Origin of the sequence: Mucilaginibacter sp. OK098, assembly GCF_900142915.1 — a bacterium.
Classification (GTDB): domain Bacteria; phylum Bacteroidota; class Bacteroidia; order Sphingobacteriales; family Sphingobacteriaceae; genus Mucilaginibacter.
This window is the reverse complement of record NZ_FRCM01000001.1, coordinates 533,340-549,687: the sequence shown is the minus strand read 5'-3', so window position 1 is coordinate 549,687 and position 16,348 is coordinate 533,340. Positions and strand designations below refer to the sequence as shown.

The 16,348-nt window shown below is 41.2% G+C and carries 12 protein-coding genes; 3 read left to right on the top strand and 9 right to left on the bottom strand.

From position 1 onward, the window contains the following. Positions 1-16 precede the first annotated feature (16 nt). Positions 17-931 (bottom strand): zinc-dependent alcohol dehydrogenase family protein, encoded by a 915-nt coding sequence (locus BUE31_RS02200; protein WP_073399825.1) that lies wholly within the window; start codon positions 929-931, stop codon positions 17-19. A 101-nt stretch (positions 932-1,032) separates the two neighbouring features. Between BUE31_RS02200 and BUE31_RS02195 the strand changes: the two genes are divergently transcribed. Beyond that, positions 1,033-1,896 carry an AraC family transcriptional regulator gene (locus BUE31_RS02195; RefSeq protein ID WP_073399823.1) on the top strand — a complete coding sequence of 288 codons (864 nt, stop codon included), beginning with the start codon at positions 1,033-1,035 and terminating at the stop codon, positions 1,894-1,896. Between the two features lie 25 nt (positions 1,897-1,921). Here BUE31_RS02195 and BUE31_RS02190 read toward each other — a convergent pair whose 3' ends face one another. The 5 genes from BUE31_RS02190 to BUE31_RS02170 are packed head-to-tail and all read right to left on the bottom strand — an operon-like array spanning position 1,922 to position 7,367. Beyond that, entirely contained in the window at positions 1,922-2,692 is a 771-nt protein-coding gene (locus tag BUE31_RS02190) for an SDR family NAD(P)-dependent oxidoreductase (RefSeq protein ID WP_073399820.1), read from the bottom strand. 37 nt (positions 2,693-2,729) lie between these two features. After that, the gene (locus BUE31_RS02185) at positions 2,730-3,146 is read right to left on the bottom strand and encodes an L-rhamnose mutarotase (protein WP_200801849.1); all 417 of its coding nucleotides are present in this window, start codon (positions 3,144-3,146) and stop codon (positions 2,730-2,732) included. Between the two features lie 5 nt (positions 3,147-3,151). Next, positions 3,152-4,795 carry a sodium:solute symporter gene (locus BUE31_RS02180; RefSeq protein ID WP_073399818.1) on the bottom strand — a complete coding sequence of 548 codons (1,644 nt, stop codon included), beginning with the start codon at positions 4,793-4,795 and terminating at the stop codon, positions 3,152-3,154. Between the two features lie 19 nt (positions 4,796-4,814). After that, positions 4,815-6,038 carry an enolase C-terminal domain-like protein gene (locus BUE31_RS02175; protein ID WP_073399816.1) on the bottom strand — a complete coding sequence of 408 codons (1,224 nt, stop codon included), beginning with the start codon at positions 6,036-6,038 and terminating at the stop codon, positions 4,815-4,817. 18 nt (positions 6,039-6,056) lie between these two features. Further along, positions 6,057-7,367 (bottom strand): alpha-L-fucosidase, encoded by a 1,311-nt coding sequence (locus tag BUE31_RS02170; RefSeq protein WP_073399814.1) that lies wholly within the window; start codon positions 7,365-7,367, stop codon positions 6,057-6,059. A 198-nt stretch (positions 7,368-7,565) separates the two neighbouring features. On the opposite strand from BUE31_RS02170, the gene BUE31_RS02165 reads away from it, so the two are divergent. Continuing rightward, positions 7,566-8,456, top strand: coding sequence for an AraC family transcriptional regulator (locus BUE31_RS02165; RefSeq protein WP_083619409.1), 891 nt, complete (start codon positions 7,566-7,568; stop codon positions 8,454-8,456). Between the two features lie 86 nt (positions 8,457-8,542). Here BUE31_RS02165 and BUE31_RS02160 read toward each other — a convergent pair whose 3' ends face one another. Continuing rightward, entirely contained in the window at positions 8,543-9,781 is a 1,239-nt protein-coding gene (locus tag BUE31_RS02160) for a dicarboxylate/amino acid:cation symporter (RefSeq protein ID WP_073399810.1), read from the bottom strand. A 232-nt stretch (positions 9,782-10,013) separates the two neighbouring features. Between BUE31_RS02160 and BUE31_RS02155 the strand changes: the two genes are divergently transcribed. Continuing rightward, positions 10,014-11,492 (top strand): ligand-binding sensor domain-containing protein, encoded by a 1,479-nt coding sequence (locus BUE31_RS02155; RefSeq protein ID WP_073399808.1) that lies wholly within the window; start codon positions 10,014-10,016, stop codon positions 11,490-11,492. 159 nt (positions 11,493-11,651) lie between these two features. Here BUE31_RS02155 and BUE31_RS02150 read toward each other — a convergent pair whose 3' ends face one another. Then, entirely contained in the window at positions 11,652-13,400 is a 1,749-nt protein-coding gene (locus BUE31_RS02150; RefSeq protein WP_159440624.1) for an amidohydrolase, read from the bottom strand. 364 nt (positions 13,401-13,764) lie between these two features. Next, positions 13,765-16,278 (bottom strand): hypothetical protein, encoded by a 2,514-nt coding sequence (locus BUE31_RS02145; RefSeq protein WP_073399804.1) that lies wholly within the window; start codon positions 16,276-16,278, stop codon positions 13,765-13,767. Positions 16,279-16,348 lie beyond the last annotated feature (70 nt).

The window sequence follows — 16,348 nt, the reverse complement described above, 5'->3', positions numbered from 1 at the left end:
AACAAGAATTAAGCATTTAAAATTCATCTATAGCAATGACCACTTTTCCATTGGCGGTCCGTTGCTCTAATGACAGTTTAGTTGCTTCACGTAAAATATTGCCATGATTGGTCCTTCCTTTACCTGAAATTAAAGGATATAAAGTAAACACCCCTGAATAGGTAGCTCCATGAAATGATAGTGGAGCTAAGCTATGTGTCCCCCACCCCAAAATACTTAGTACATGACCTGAATATTGTTTTGCAGCTTTAAAGGAAGCATCCAGTGTTGCGCCTCCCACAGTATCGAAAATGATGTCAAAGCCTTCACCTGCTGTATATTCCTTTATATAATCCTCCAATGATAGTTTTTTATAATCTATTGGTATTGCACCATAACCATAAATTATTTCGTTCATGGCTGGGTCAACAGTGGTAAAAACCTGTGCGCCCCCGGCTTTAGCCAATTGTACCGCAATATGCCCCACACCGCCGGCGCCACCATGTATTAATACAGTTTGCCCTTCTTTTACTTTAGCCCGGTCAACCAGGCCTTCCCAGGCGGTTATAAACACTAAGGGAATCGCAGCAGCTTCCCGCATACTAAGGTTTTGAGGCTTTAGCGCTAACAAGTCAGCATCAACTGCAGCATATTCTGCAAGGGAACCTTGAACACCTGCAATACCACCAGTCATCCCATACACTTCGTCACCTACCCGGAAGTTGGTAACCCCATCTCCAACAGCTTCAACTACTCCGGCCATATCAATACCCAGTATAGCGGGTAATTTTGCATAGGCATGAGTGGCCTCCCCTGCCTTAATTTTCAGATCAATCGGGTTAACGCCACTGGCTTTAATCTTAACTAAAACCTGGCCTTTATCCGCTACAGGCTTTTCAACATCTTTTAACTGGAAGGGTGTATTAAAACTTTCTAAAATCAGCGCTTTCATTTTTTGATCTATTAATATATGTTAAATTGATTATTCAAATTTCAGAAAGATCACAATATAATTTGTTGCATTTATACATGATTTTGGTGTACTTTTACACTATGGTTAAAGATCATTTGCGTCAACCATTCGAGCTGGTTTTAAAAGAATTAATGGACGAATGCCCACGGGGCATACATAAACATACTTTTTTTGAGTTGATCTATATTGTAACCGGCACAGGCAAACAATGTATCAATGAAAGTGAATTTGCTTACAAACAAGGAAACTTATTCCTGATGGCGCCGAATGACACACACCTTTTTAAGATTAAAACCACTACCCGGTTCTTCTTTATCCGTTTCAACCAGATCTTTATAAAAGCATCTAAAAAGGATGAAGATCTGATCAGGCGCCTGGAAATGATCCTGCAGAATGCCCGGCATGAGCCTGGATGTATTTTAATGAATGAAACGGACAAGACCTCTGTCAACCATTTAATGGAGATATTAATTCATGAACATCTGCATCATGATCTGTATCACAATGAACTGATCACTCAACTGGTTAATACCCTCCTTGTAATAATCGCCAGGAACATCGGCCAGGCATTTCCTGAAAAGATCGATGAAACGAGTGAGCAAAAGGCAGTTGATATTTTACAATACATACAGGCTAATATTTATTACCCTGAAAAGTTAAGAGCTGTACAGATCAGCGAGCGTTTTGGCATTGCCGAAACTTACCTTGGCAGTTATTTTAAAAAACATACAAATGAAACACTACAGCAGTATGTTTTAAACTATAAACTCAGGCTGATTGAGAACCGTTTATTGCAAAGTAACATGAGGGTCACAGAAATTGCTGACGAATTTGGTTTTACAGATAAAAGTCACCTAAACAGGATATTTAAAAAATACCGGGGGATGAATCCTACCGATTATAAGAAAAGGCTTGGTGCAAAAAACGTTATGAGCAGTATTTAAATGATTGTTTTAGCTGTATTTCGATTTATCTCAATGATCTATATCCTAATTCTGCACCCCCGCTAACAGGCAAAATAGTTCCTGTAATGAATCGTGCCTTGTCTGAAAGAAGAAAAACACAGGCATCCGCAATCACATCACCTTCAGGACAATAACCTAACGGGTGGATCTCATCTAAATATTTTTCTACTGACGCAGGGTCGGGCTGCTCCTCCTGCCATTTTCGTAACATTGGGGTCCATACACCTGCTGGCAACACTGCATTTACGCGTATTTTATAAGGAGCATAATCCAGGGCCATAGATTTGGTGAGCGCATTCATGGCCCCTTTTGTGGCAGTGTAGGCGGCATGGTTTTCTTGTCCAATCTCGCCAACAAGGCTGCTGGTATTTAAAATACATCCTCCAGACTTTTTTAATTCTTCAAAACCAAAACGGGTAGTAAACAATAGGCTTTTTAAATTTACGTCCATCAACAGCTGCCATTCTTCATCGCTTGTTTGGTGTAAGGGTTTAGATGGTGTGGCAATACCGGCATTATTATGTATAGCATTAATTCTGCCATACTTTTCTATTGTTTGATGAATGGCGCCTTCTACGTCTGAAGCATTTGATACATCGCATACAATGCCAAGATGTTCGCTTCCCAACCGTTCTACCGCTTCTTCAACCTGCCCCCATGAAGACGCTACAATCACCACTTTTGCACCTTCATTTGCATAAGCTTTCGCGCATTCAAACCCAATGCCCATTGAGCCTCCTGTGAGAAAAATAACTTTGTCGGATAATATTTGCATAAAATAACTTTCTGTGATCGTTTAAATAAAAACAGTTTTAATCAGTATGGAAAACCTCTTCCATAGCCGTCCATATTTGTTTTTTAGCAGCAGCTTCAGGCAATGGCTGCTGGCAGGGATCGGTTTCTTTCCACCAGCGCTGAGTAACCGGATCGTCCGCCATTTTTTTCATATCGGCTGAAAAGTCAGACCCAACATATTCAAAGTAGCTGAACAGGTAATAATTATCCTGTATCTTTTTCAGGTAGATGGAATAGTTTTGGATGTTACACTCCTTTATTTTTTTCAATACCGCCGGCCAGGCATTGGCGTGAAGTTTCTTGTAATAAGCCAATTTCTCTGGCTTTAACCCCGTTATTGAAGCATAGCGTTGAATATGAGTTGCTTCTTTGCTTTGCATGCAAGAAGTAAACAAGAAGCCCGCCAGGAGAATGGCAACAATATGTTTTTTCATTTTACTTATTTGAATACATAATATAAAACACCTATTATCATTAACAGCAACACGGATAATACTTTATAATTACCAATACCTTTCAACGCTACGCCATGCAGAGGTTCCCATGGTGATTTCCAATACAGCTGCGAGCTTTCTCTATTGTGTTGTACCGGGTAGCGAAACGAAAAAGAAATTTGCATCACCATGCATCCGCAAAACAGGTAAAAAGCCATCATCATAAAAGGAATGTGGCCGATGAATGTATTAGGATATAATTTACTAATGGCAAATACTACTACGCCCAGGGCAGAACCAATCCACAATGTAAGTTTGGCAGACATCGCTGATGCCCCTTTCCAGAATATGCCGAGCAGAAAAACGCACGTAATTGGCGGTGCAATATGAGCGATAATATCATTAATCCCACCGAATATACTTTCATACCTGTTTAATAATGGCAATAAAGCAAGGGAAAATACAAGGGCAACACCCGCCGATATTTTCCCTGCAAATACCAATTGTTTATCGGAAGCCGCAGGCCTGTAGCGCTGGTACATATCGTAACTTACCATGGTAGAAATAGAATTCAATGCGCCCGAAACCTGGCTCATTAGACCCGATAAAAGGGCAGCCACCAAAACACCAATTAATCCTGATGGTAAAAGTTGCGTGATCATCAATGTGTAAATACCTTTTGAATTTACCTGTCCTTTATCATTTAAACCTAAGCTGCTAATATCCAGGTGTCCTGATTGTGCCAAAGTGTAAGCGAACAAACCTGGTAATACAAAAATGAATACCGGCAGAATTTTAATAAAGCCACAAAAAAGGGGTCCTAATCTTGCATTATTTTCATCTTTAGCCCCAAGCACCCGCTGCACAATAGTTTGATCAGCACACCAGTACCAAATACCCAAAACTGGATAGCCTAAGAACACGGCATACCAGGGCATTCCGCTACTATCGCCATGCGGACGCAACATCGAAAGCTTATTTATTTCCTTATGACTTTTCAATACATCCACCATAGGTTCCCAGCCGCCCATCCTGTGAAAGGCAGCGTAGCTAATGATGATTGCACCCGATAATAACACTACTGTTTGAATAGACTCTGTTACAACTACTGCTTTTAACCCGCCAATAATTGTATATATGGCCGTTATGATACATATTACGATCACGCTGACATACATATTAAGCCCAAATAAAGTTTTCAATACAATCCCCCCTGCCAGCATGGAAAAAGCGATGTGAATGATAACGGCAGATACAACAGATACAACCGCCAACCAGTCGCGGCTTGACCGGTCATAACGTTTTTCCAAAAAATCGGGCAAGGTGGAAATACCGGATTTTATATAAAAAGGGACAAAGAACAAGGCTAATAAAATAAGCGTAAAGGCTGCCATCCATTCAAAATTCCCATTAAGCAACCCGCTGTCAAACCCGCTTTGTGCAAGGCTAACCAGGTGTACCGTAGAAATATTAGTTGCAAAAAGAGCCAGGCCAATAGCAGGCCATTTTAAGGTTTTTCCAGCCAAAAAATATTCACCGGCGGCATTTGCTTTGCTTTTACGGCGATGGCGAATTCCTACCCATAACCCTATAAACAAAATAGCCAGGATATATATAATACTAATGTTTAAGTCGAGTGATTTTAACATTTCTATTTAGCTATATTACTCATATTTTAAAGTCACAACTGCTGCCAGGCTCCATTGGAGTTTTATAAACACCACTCTCTATTTTAACGGGATGTAAAAAATGCTCTTGTAAATGAGGGATGTGCTCCAAAAACAAAGCCTCATGCCCAATGGAGATATGATTGAACAATACCAGGTGCTGGTGCAACTGGCCCATATCACCAACATGAGGCACTACCGGGATATTATATTTACGGCAAAGCAAGCTAATGGTTATAAACTCGCTTACGCCCCCAACTCTTACCGCATCTACCTGGATAAAACCGGCTGCCCCTGTTTGCAGATAGTTTTTAAAGATAATTCGGTTGGGCACATGCTCTCCTAATGCCAGTTTGGTAGGTGCAATAGCATCAGCCAGCGTTTTATGGGCCAGCACATCATCGGGATGGGTGGGCTCTTCAATCCAATATGGATTCATGCCTTGTAACTCCCTGCATATTTTAAGAGCCTGCGGAAGAGTCCATTGCTGGTTGGCATCCAGCATCACTTTTATGCTATCACCTGCTTCTTCACGTACAATATGAGAACGGCGGATATCTCTTTCCGGATCTGTGCTTCCTACCTTCAGCTTCATAGCAGTAAAGCCTTCCGCTACGGCCTTATGGCAATTTTCGCGTACTTTTTCATCAGTGTAATTAAACCAGCCTATAGAGGTATCATAGCCAGGATAACCCGAATTAATTATTTGCTGACGATGTTCTTTACCCACCCGGTTATCTTTTAACAATTGCAACGCTTGTATGTGGGTAAGCTCGTCTTCAAGATAAGATAGATCGAGTGTATTGATGATTTCTTCAGGCGACAGATCGATTAGTAATTTCCATAGTGGTACACCTCTTTTCTTAGCCCACAGATCATAACAGGCATTGGTAACTGAGGCTAATGCCAAATGCACAACACCCTTATGCGGCCCAAGCCAGCGAAACTGCTGCTCATTGGAAAGCTGATTGAACACTGTCCCGAAATTCAACATTAGTTCTTCAATATCTTTCCCTTTTAGTTGTTCCGCATAAAACTGCGCAGCCTTGCAAACCAGGTCATTCCCCTCGCCCAATGTAAAAGCAAAACCTGTCCCGATAAAGCCGCTATCGTCAATCAGGTTAGTTACTGCATAAGAATATATGGGGTCTCTATGAATAGCATCGCTTCCGGCTCCCTTGGCTAGCGGAAATCGCCTGTCGCTTATCTGAATCTTTTGGATCATTCGTTAGGTTATAAATAGTTAAGAAACCACAGGTATGGTTTCTGCGTTCGTAGTTAATTCCAGTACAATTACTGAATCATTGCTATCGGGAAGCTGTCCGGGTAATTGAAGAGTAACAGCTCCATCGGTATCCTGGTTATAATTTATCTTATCCCCCTTCAATAAATAAGCTTGTTTAACCTTCACATTGGCAATAGCCGGAAGTGTTAAAGTGTTAGATTTTTTTTCAAAAATATGCACATAGAGTTTATTGCCTTTACGGGTTGCAGCAAAAGCCTCATTCGGTTTAAACGGACCACCTTTTGTTCCGTATACACTTTCACCGTATATTTTCAGCCAATCGCCCATTTCTTTCAGCCTTTTCACTTGTCGTTCTTCCATCCTTCCATCAGGCATAGGCCCTACGTTGAAAAGCAGGTTCCCGTTTCCCCCTGCTGTTTTAACTAAAGTTTGGATGCATTGCTTTAGCGTCTTCATTGTATCATTTGGTTTCCAGGCCCATTGGTTACAAATAGTCATACAAGTTTCCCACGGAGTCTTCATATTAAGTTCACCAATTCTTTGTTCAGGTGTAGCAAAGTCACCAATAGTTTCATGTGTTAGCGTTGGATGATTGTCATTGGCTCCAAGCCTGTTATTGATGATGACATTAGGGTCAAGCTTTTTCAGGAAGGTATAAATATTTGCTGCATATTCGTTTTTCCATGGGCTTTCCCAATTGCCATCAAACCATAGCATATAAGGATGATAGTTAGTTACCAGCTCCTGCAATTCACTTTTCATAGTAATTACAAACTTATCCATATTGGCATTTGGGTCTGCCTTTGAACCCGAAATATGAATGGGATAATCCGGATCATGCCAATCCAGCACTGTAAAATAAATACAAAACTTAATATCATATTTTTTACAGGCGCGGGCAAGCTCACCAACAATATCTTTTTTATAAGGGGAATTCATGATATTGTAATTCGACACCTTTGTTGGCCACAAACAAAACCCATCATGGTGCTTAGCAGTAATAGTCAGGTATTTCATACCGGCTTCTTTAGCGGCTTTCACCCATGCATTTGCATCAAATAAAACAGGATTGAATTCTTTATACAGATTATCGTAGTCTTCAGTTGGCACACTGGTTCCCCTGCTCCACCCTATTTCCGTGCCACGTAATGTTACAGGCCCCCAATGGATAAACATCCCAAATCGTTGATCCATAAAATCATCCATCAGGGCTTTGGATGTTTTAATAGAAGGATCTATAGATGAGGATTGTGCCTTTAACTGGCAAAAAGGCAGAAAAAGGATTAAAAGATTAAAAAAGTATTTCATGGTAAGTTAGTAACTGGTTAAGAAAATCTAAATTAGATCATTACCTTATTCCTTACAATGAATTATACTTCTCTTTTAATGGATTATCCTACTATAAAATTTATAAAATCCCTATATTAGCCATACCATCCTGGCAAAACCTGCCATACAAGGTATATTTATGCAACCGGAAGCAAAAGCATTATAATATTTATGAACATGAGAAAAATAAAGGTCAGAGATGGTTTTGAAGGACAAAAACTCATCAGCTTACCTAAAATGATTTATAAGAATATGAGATCTGATAATGTAATTTTAAATCAGATCTTTATTACTCATATTGGATATTTTCCCAAGGCATCTTATCATTTTCGGGAACGTAGAAAAGGCTGCGAAGACAATATATTTATTTATTGCCTGTATGGAAAAGGGTGGTATATAGTGGATAAGAAGAAATATGAAGTTTTGCCTAACCAGTTTTTTCAGATACCTGCTACCACTGAATATCTTAAATATGGCGCTGACGAGGCACAGCCATGGACCATATTCTGGGTCCATTTTAGCGGAACGGACCTAAACTCCTTTAACAGATTGTTGAATATCACACTTAATGACGGCCCGCAAAACATTCCGTACAATGAAAAAGGACTTCTAATTTGGAAGGAGATGTACAGCTCGCTGGAGATGGGGTATAATAAGGACAATTTAAATAACGCCAATATGTGTTTATATTATTTTTTGTCGACTTTCCTATACCCAGACAGGCATTTTTCAATTACCGGTGATAAAGATATAATCAAAGAAACGATTGAGTTTATGCGTGAAAAACTTGATGGCAGGTTCACTGTAGAAGATTTCGGAGCACGTTATCAGTTATCAGCATCTTATTTCTCTGGTTTATTCAGGCAATCAACCGGGATGTCGCCAATGGAATATTTCATACATCTCAAAATTCAAAAATCCTGTCAGCTTCTTTTTAATACCAGCGTTAAAATTAAAGATGTAGCTAAAGAAATGGGGTATGATGATCCGTATTATTTTTCCCGTTTGTTTAAAAAATTGATGGGTATGTCCCCCGAACAATACAGAGCCATCAAAAATCGGTTTTGATGAGTACCAAACCATTCATTTTAGAACAAAAAGCCTAATTCAATTAGATTAATTCCAGATTATGGAATCTAAAAAAATCTAAAATTTCAGCCCGAAACCTGTTGATTATTTTTACTCCACTCCTCCTTATCAACAAACCGGTTAATAAGCATAGCAGCCACTGTATCACCTGTTGCATTCAGCAGGGTAGCTACTGGATCAATTAGTGTGCCGATTATAATGGCTGGCGGAAGGGCCTCCGGTGGGAAACCATAAGCCGAGATAAAAAGAAGCTCACCCACATAGCCGCCGTTTGGAATCCCGCCTTCAACAATACTGACAATTACGGTCATACCGAGAGCCAGCAGAATAACTTCAGGACTGTTAAAGCTTTTGCCAAACATGGCAAACACAACTGCCATTTTTAAAACAGATGAGATGCTTGATCCATCTTTATGTAAGGTTGCACCAAGCGGGATGGTTATCCCGGCGATGGTGGCAGAAACACCCATTTTTCTTGCTGCTTCCAGGTTTGCGGGTATAGTGGCAATACTACTACAGGTACCAACCGCTGTAAAGGATGGGATGAAGTTGTTTTTCCAGTATTTTTTTACACCCCTTACCCCCCCGGCAATAAATGCGTAGATACTATAAAACACCGCATAATAAAAAATGCTGACACCGTAGCCTATACCCATTGAATGTGCATAATCGCCAAAGAGCGAGGGACCAAATACAGCAACCTGATAAGCAAAATAAGCGCCTAATCCAACAGGCCCAATCTTCATTATGAGCACAAAAATGTTTTTAAAAACTTCGTTGCCTGCATTCAGAAAACGGCCGAAATCCAAACCCTTTTCTCCTGCGCGCAATGTTCCAAACCCGGTAAGGATAGCAAAAATGATCATGGCCAGCATATTTTTGCGTGAAAGCAATTGATAAAATTCACCCGTAGTAAATAGTTGAGTTACCTGGTCGCCGGAGAGCTTTTTACCGGCTTGCTGGTTTAATAATTCAGAAGACACCACAACCTGCTGATGAACAGGAAATAACCACACAGCAACTATGGTAAGTAATGCCGCAACCAGCACGGTAGACAAGAATACGCCTGACATTATAGTAATTATCCGGCTTACCTTTTGTTCGCCATGAAGATTAGCAATTGCCGAGGATATGGCAAAGAAAACGAGTGGGACAACAGCTACAAACAACAGATTCAAAAATATATCGCCTATTGGCTTAAGCACTTCTGCTTGTTTACCTAATACTATACCTGCTATACTGCCGATTGTTATCCCAGTTATCAGCCAAATTATTCCGCTATAATTTTTAAACCAATTATTCATGCAATAGTTTCTGGTTGTAAGATAACATATGACTGCAAGTATCGCAACTAATTTGCACATTAGTTATTCAAGGCTTCCCGGCTGTCACTTATACTGATAATATGTTTTTTCCGTTATAAATCGTTTTCCCCAGGTTCTTAAATTTGCTTAAGTAACTGGTATCAAACTTTAACCTATTTTAACTATCATACATTTGGTGTTTTGAGTTTGCTTTCTTTAATTTATAACCGTAATGTCAGCATTGTTATTCCCAACCCAAATTTGCAAACTATCACTTATCATCCTGTTTATTTTAGTTTTACCTGCAGCACTCCCGGCACAGAATCTTTTCCTTGAAAAAGTAGAAGCATGCAATACTTCAAACTATTGTATAGACTGCGGAGACCCAAAAGCAACTTGTGATCAGATTATCCTGGATAATATTTGTGAGAGAAGTATGCGTAAATACATTTTAAAAGATGTAAGCGGATCAATAACCTTCCAGGTTTTGGTTGAATCCACAGGTTTTGGCCGCGTGCTTAGCCATACTGATATCACAAACAGCACATTAACAGCTGACCTGATCAGGTACCTGAATGGTTTCTTGTGGAAACCAGCTTTAGTAAATGGAAAACCTGTAACTGCATCTGTGAATGTGATTTTTCGCATGGCTGGTGGTAAAATGTCAAGCCAAATTCAAAGAATGGACCTGGCTGAATTAAAGCCACCCGGCGATCCTGTTATTTATAACAAAAATGCTGTTTATACTAATCCATCTTTAAAAAACTATGAATTCACGGTGTGGACCAAATATAATTCACCCCTTCCGGATAATATCAGCCAGTCATGCGCGGTGGATAAATCTGATATTTTGTGGTATGCTACAGCCAGGGGGCTAACCCGGTTTGATGGAAAATTTTTCAATCCTGTTAATGAATTTAACTCGCCATTTACAGCAGAAACACCTATAGGAGATATAACCGTAGATAAAGACAATAACAAATGGGTATACGTTGACGGTAAGATCTACAAGTGTACTGGGGTATTGTGGCAGGTATATGATTTCCAAAAATTTATATCATCAGGTGTCACCCACATCTTAAATAGCAGCAACGGCAAGCTACTTTTTACTACCAAGGATGGCCTGGTGGCAATAAGAAATGATAAGGTGGTGCTATTGAACAAGAAAAACATACCGAAGCTACCGTCAAACGATATCTCTTTCGCTTATGTTGATAGCCATAATCGTTTATGGATAGGCACTTCGAAAGGAAGTATCATGATTGATAAATATTTTTTCGTAACTACCTTTAATACATCAAATACACCTTTAAAAAACATGTGCATTTCCGGTGCGGTAGAAGATGAAAAAGGAAACCTTTACTTCTCGCTGATTGATTGTGATAAAGTTCCGACAGACAGTGATAAAGAGGGTATAGCGGTGCTGAAAACAGAAGGCAACTGGCTTCATTATAATGATAAAAATTCCGGAATGCCCTCAAACCATGTCAATAATATATTGTATGACAAGTTTGAACATGTTTTATGGATAGGTACTGATCAGTCGGGCCTGGTGAGGTTTAATTTAAAAGATGGTTGGGAAAACTATCACAACAACAATTCTCCTGCACCTGGCTATACAATTTATCAATTGGTCCAGGACTCAAAAGGTGTTATCTATGCAACCACGGCTAACGGCTTGTTAAGGATCAGGAAGAAAGAAGGACTTTGATCCGCATTTAATTAAATAATATAGTTATATGCCTAAAAGACAAAAACCTGAAATCATATGATTTTCAGGTTTTTATTCCCCCACTTGAGGTGGTGATTATTTATAACGGATGCCTGTAAAACTTTTTCTTTTTAAGCATTCCGTTATTTATTACGACCCTCATGCAGTGTACACCTGCACGCCACCTAACCAGGTTTCCAACACCTGAATGTTTCGCATTTGCATATAGGTAGATTGAGAGGTTAATGTAAGCGGATCCTTCCCCAATATAACGAAATCGGCATAGTAGCCTGGATTTAATGATCCAACCCATTGGTCAGCATAACATTGCCAGGCAGCATCATAAGTAACAGCAACTAAAGCCTGCTCGGGTGTAAGGCATTCCGCGACATTTAATACTTCATTATTTGTTGTATCTTCTTCCATTATCCTGGTAATGGATTGTTCCATCATCCTTAATGGACCTAACGGACTTACCTCATTGTCGCTATGAAGCGTAATTCTCAATCCCGCTGCAAGGGCCGAATTGCAAAGGTCGAGCATTTGCGCTTTTTGACCGAAGATTACCTGGCTAAAAGCATACCCCCAATAACCTACGTGCCCGATAAGGAAACTTGGCGAAACACCCATCTGCTGCATAGTTGCAAGTTGATCTATAGTTATAAGTGAGCAATGCTCAATTCGATTGCGCAATACGGGACCGTTATAATTAGAAAGGGCGTTTTGATAGGCCTCAATAGCAAATGTTACTGCAAGGTCGCCGTTGGCATGGACCATCAGGGGCCAGCCCTTGTCGGCCACAACGGTAGTGATCAATGTTTCATAATCTGGTGGAATAGTGGATGGCGGGATACCCACTTGCGGAAAATTGAAGATCCCGGTGTTATCAGGAGGGTCGCACAAATATGCAGTGCTCTGATAGCCGGTTAATCCCTGGTTTGAACCATCCGAAACTAATTTAACATGTCCATAATATACAGGCTGATACTCGGCTGGTGGTGTATAATTGCCTAGTCCATTAGCATCATTCTGGTCAGAACAAAGCAATGCGCCGCCGATCCGCACTAATGCCTGATTAATTTTAAGATATTTACTCAGCAGGCCTTCAAAATTGGCGCTCAGCGCTGCATCATACATAAAAGTCACTCCTCTCGAATTCGCCAATTGAAAAAGGGATGTCAGATAACTATAAACGTTGGTGCTCATGGCGGTAATCTGTGCCTTTATCACTGTTAATGCGGGTGTCATTTCTGCTTCTTCCTGCAGCTGGCCCTGGGTAGCCTGGATATAATCGGAAGCTGATGCATATATTGCCCGCACAGCACTGCTGTTATTATATACGTAATTTAAAGCCTTAGTGTTTAAATAAAGCGTATGCATCGATGCACTTAACAGCATCATTGATTTTTTGGAGTTAATGTTGTCGAGTACGCTATTATCAATGGTTTGCAATTCGTTTACACCATTAACTTGTACAAAAGGCATCAGTGACGGATCTAATCCTCTTCCTAAAATAACATACCCGGTAATTCTAGGAAGGTTATTGTTTATGGTTGTCCCTACAGTGGTCAAATTATATGTCGACAGTAAATCCTGCCCGTTAAAAGGGCTCACATCTATCCAGTCTGTCATGATAGCTGTGGGAACTATATGAACGTGCGGCTCGATCAGGCCGGGGAGCAAAGTTTGTGTGCCGGTTAATTGCTTTGTTTGATACCCAGGATAATTTTGGGTCATATACGTTGATACGGTATTTGAGTCCCCGGTTACAACAACCTTTCCACCGGCTATCCCGATAGCATCAACCGGATCCGTTAATCCTCCGGTCATTGGCAGGATGGTCCCGCCGCTGATCATAAGGGTTTGCGGTTGCTGGCTGGTGGTTTTTTGGCCAGCTTCGGATTTCATTTTTGCTAAATTTTCCGGGCCAAAAATAGCATCTTTAAGAATGTTTAAAACTGGGTTGTTACAGGCGCAATGTGTGCAACCATGAACGTGTGAGTGTCGCTTTTCCATACTCCATACTGATAATAAGGTTAATAAATAGGACTAAGTTGTTTTTCAGGTTTAAGCTAAAAGGCAAAACGTATAATAAACAAACAAAAATCCCATCAGGATGTTCTAATAAATTTCAATTTATTCCGCATAAAAAAGGAGACAAAAAGCAACTCAATGCATTTTGTCTCCTTCACACGGATTTTTTTCTTGGTAAACTTTTTTCAGTATGAAACAAAGGATATAACAAACATTACAGCGCTCAGTGTAATTTGCATTAATTTTTCTTCAGCTCCATTTGATGGAAGCAATCATCACCATGGGTACAAAGCGACATCACATCTCCCGGCCCCCAGGGGGTTGTCATTTGGCCCGGGTCCCACAGGCCAAAAATCCACATCTGCTGCCATGTCATACAATTTACGGTATAGTGGTTATCCATCCAATAGCGCACTGGGCAGGTTGATACGCCTTTAAAAAACGCAAGGTCGTCGGTATTGGCATCCGCTACATGATGGTGATGGATATTGGTGGCGTGGCAAAGCTCATGCGCTACCGTAAACGTTATTATCCGCGCAATATTTACTTCAAGGTATTGGGCCACTATTGGAGACGCATGGTTAGGATCGATATTCACATGGAACTCTGCGTTGGCGGCCCGTATATTGGCCGACATCCGTTGGGCATATGCGTCATTTCCACCGGGGTGATCAGGCAAAAACTCCGTAGGCTTAAAAGGTACACCACGGGTTACATAGTAGGTCCATAAATGAATTTCTTTGGTTTCATTAGGTACCTGACCACCATGATAGCCGGCCCTGCTGATATCAAAAATCGGGAAGGTTGTAGCCAGCGCCTTTACAGATGCCGGGTCGGTGTCGGGGTTGGGATTATCATCCGCATATATCACCACACCGCAAGTACGCACATCGGTAGGACTGTTGAAGTTAATCCAGCGGCCATAAGTAACCACCGATGGCTGGCCCGGCTCATGATGCCCGTATTTGGAGTCGGTGAAATGATAAACCTGCACTTTGGTGACCTTAGCGTAACCAAAAGCACCGGCTCTTATCGCTGCTTTATAAGTTGTGCCATAGCCACTTTTATCAGCAAGGCCAACTGTAAACAACTCCTTCACCTGGGGCGACAGCCTTTTAAAAACCGGTTTATAATTATTGTCTTCAGTTAAAAAACCCCGGTATTCATCTATCAGCGGGATGTTGTCGCCGGGGTGCCCGTTATCAGGCCTTACATCCTTATCCCAGGTTAAATTGTAGCCCTGGTTTAAAATGTGTTCATACTTTTCCCAGGCATCAGCAATTTTATTTTTATCACGGTCAAACGGCACGGTTATACCCGTATCTATTGGTTCATAGTAGGGCCTTGCCTGTACAACCTGGCCATTATCAAGCGTAACTTCCGCAGTAAGCCTTGCCCAGGCGCCATAATCCATACAAGTTAACTGTACTATAGCCGCAGCCCCTTTATTAGGTTGCGACGCCGCCGTGCTATCCGTTAACGATCTTGGGTCGAATACACCATTGGCAAACGTACGCACAGCACTTGCTATCTTAAAATCGGGCTTTTGGTCTGCTTTTTCAAGCGGATAATTGCTATTAAACCCTTTATAATGAGTTATATCTTTCAGCTTATATTTTACAGTGTAATTGCCTGCGTACGATTTGGTGGTATCAAATTTATCCCTAACTACTACATAAAAACGCAGGCTGTCATCGCCTTTGGTATCGTCACTGCCATCAACATTTGGCCCTTTTGGCAGCCACTTTTCGTATTTACTTTCGGGCATTGGTTTCAGCACCGCCTCATAATCCTGCAGCGGCTCGCCTATGTCTGCGGTTAAAGTCTCGGTAATATCGGCATTTGACTCGCGGATATGCTGAACTTTAGAATATTGCACCTTAAATCCCCGTGTTGTTTTTGTAACGGTTATGTAGACATCGTTCGGGTTACGTTGCGGCGTACCGCCGCCTACTATCTTTGCATATTGGGGGTCGGTTGTTGCTCCCATACCCACATCTGTAGTACCGTCAGAACTGTAGGAGTTGCCATGTTCATCATGCCCGACTGTGCGAATGTTTATTGATGCCCCGACACCTACTGTCGATACTACTTGCACCGGGTCGTATACAAATGAAAACCCCATTTTAATTAGTGGAGGCTTTGTTGTAATGATAGTGTTTGAGCCATTTCCGTTGTAGAGCGAATTCTCGCTGGCTGTGCCCGTAAGCGAATTATCATTTGTAGTCATCGAAGAAAACGACATCTGCCTTGCCAAATCGGTACCCTTAACTGCCTGGTCAGGCGTCATGTATTTTTTGTCCCGGTTTATATTTTTGGCCATATTATCCAGTTGCGATGTATTGGCTCCCGGCGGGTTCAAAGCGCATTGAACTATTGTATGCCCGTTTGCCTCGTATATCATAGGCGCTTTTGCCGACCTGCCATAACATAGATATGTTGACGAGCCTGATGTACCGCCATTGGTATGGGATTCCGATACCTTTTTGGAGTAATTAAAGCTAACCGTGGTATACGTGGTATCATAATGGTGTTGTATCAGCAATTGGTCGCCATTAGGCAGTGCCCTGGCCTGTTGTTGCGTCATAGCTTTTACCATGGAGTCGCGGAACTTCATCATCTGCGCCGGTGTCATGGTGCGGATGCGGCGCGCCATTTCCTCGGCCTGGGCCTTGGTGGGTGTTTGGGCATGCAAAGGCCGAACGGCGCAAATCACCATTATAGTTATTATCAACAATAACAGTCTTTTCATATCACTACAATTTATAATACTTAATCACTCCCCGTATTCACCGGGTATCATACTATATGTATAAAGTTTT

What these genes read in the sequence shown, in the direction of transcription:
- BUE31_RS02200 (WP_073399825.1), bottom strand. Translation starts at nt 931, where the DNA reads ATGAAAGCGCTGATTTTAGAAAGTTTTAATACACCCTTCCAGTTAAAA.
- BUE31_RS02195 (WP_073399823.1), top strand. Translation starts at nt 1,033, where the DNA reads ATGGTTAAAGATCATTTGCGTCAACCATTCGAGCTGGTTTTAAAAGAA.
- BUE31_RS02190 (WP_073399820.1), bottom strand. Translation starts at nt 2,692, where the DNA reads ATGCAAATATTATCCGACAAAGTTATTTTTCTCACAGGAGGCTCAATG.
- BUE31_RS02185 (WP_200801849.1), bottom strand. Translation starts at nt 3,146, where the DNA reads ATGAAAAAACATATTGTTGCCATTCTCCTGGCGGGCTTCTTGTTTACT.
- BUE31_RS02180 (WP_073399818.1), bottom strand. Translation starts at nt 4,795, where the DNA reads ATGTTAAAATCACTCGACTTAAACATTAGTATTATATATATCCTGGCT.
- BUE31_RS02175 (WP_073399816.1), bottom strand. Translation starts at nt 6,038, where the DNA reads ATGATCCAAAAGATTCAGATAAGCGACAGGCGATTTCCGCTAGCCAAG.
- BUE31_RS02170 (WP_073399814.1), bottom strand. Translation starts at nt 7,367, where the DNA reads ATGAAATACTTTTTTAATCTTTTAATCCTTTTTCTGCCTTTTTGCCAG.
- BUE31_RS02165 (WP_083619409.1), top strand. Translation starts at nt 7,566, where the DNA reads ATGAGAAAAATAAAGGTCAGAGATGGTTTTGAAGGACAAAAACTCATC.
- BUE31_RS02160 (WP_073399810.1), bottom strand. Translation starts at nt 9,781, where the DNA reads ATGAATAATTGGTTTAAAAATTATAGCGGAATAATTTGGCTGATAACT.
- BUE31_RS02155 (WP_073399808.1), top strand. Translation starts at nt 10,014, where the DNA reads ATGTCAGCATTGTTATTCCCAACCCAAATTTGCAAACTATCACTTATC.
- BUE31_RS02150 (WP_159440624.1), bottom strand. Translation starts at nt 13,400, where the DNA reads ATGAAATCCGAAGCTGGCCAAAAAACCACCAGCCAGCAACCGCAAACC.
- BUE31_RS02145 (WP_073399804.1), bottom strand. Translation starts at nt 16,278, where the DNA reads ATGAAAAGACTGTTATTGTTGATAATAACTATAATGGTGATTTGCGCC.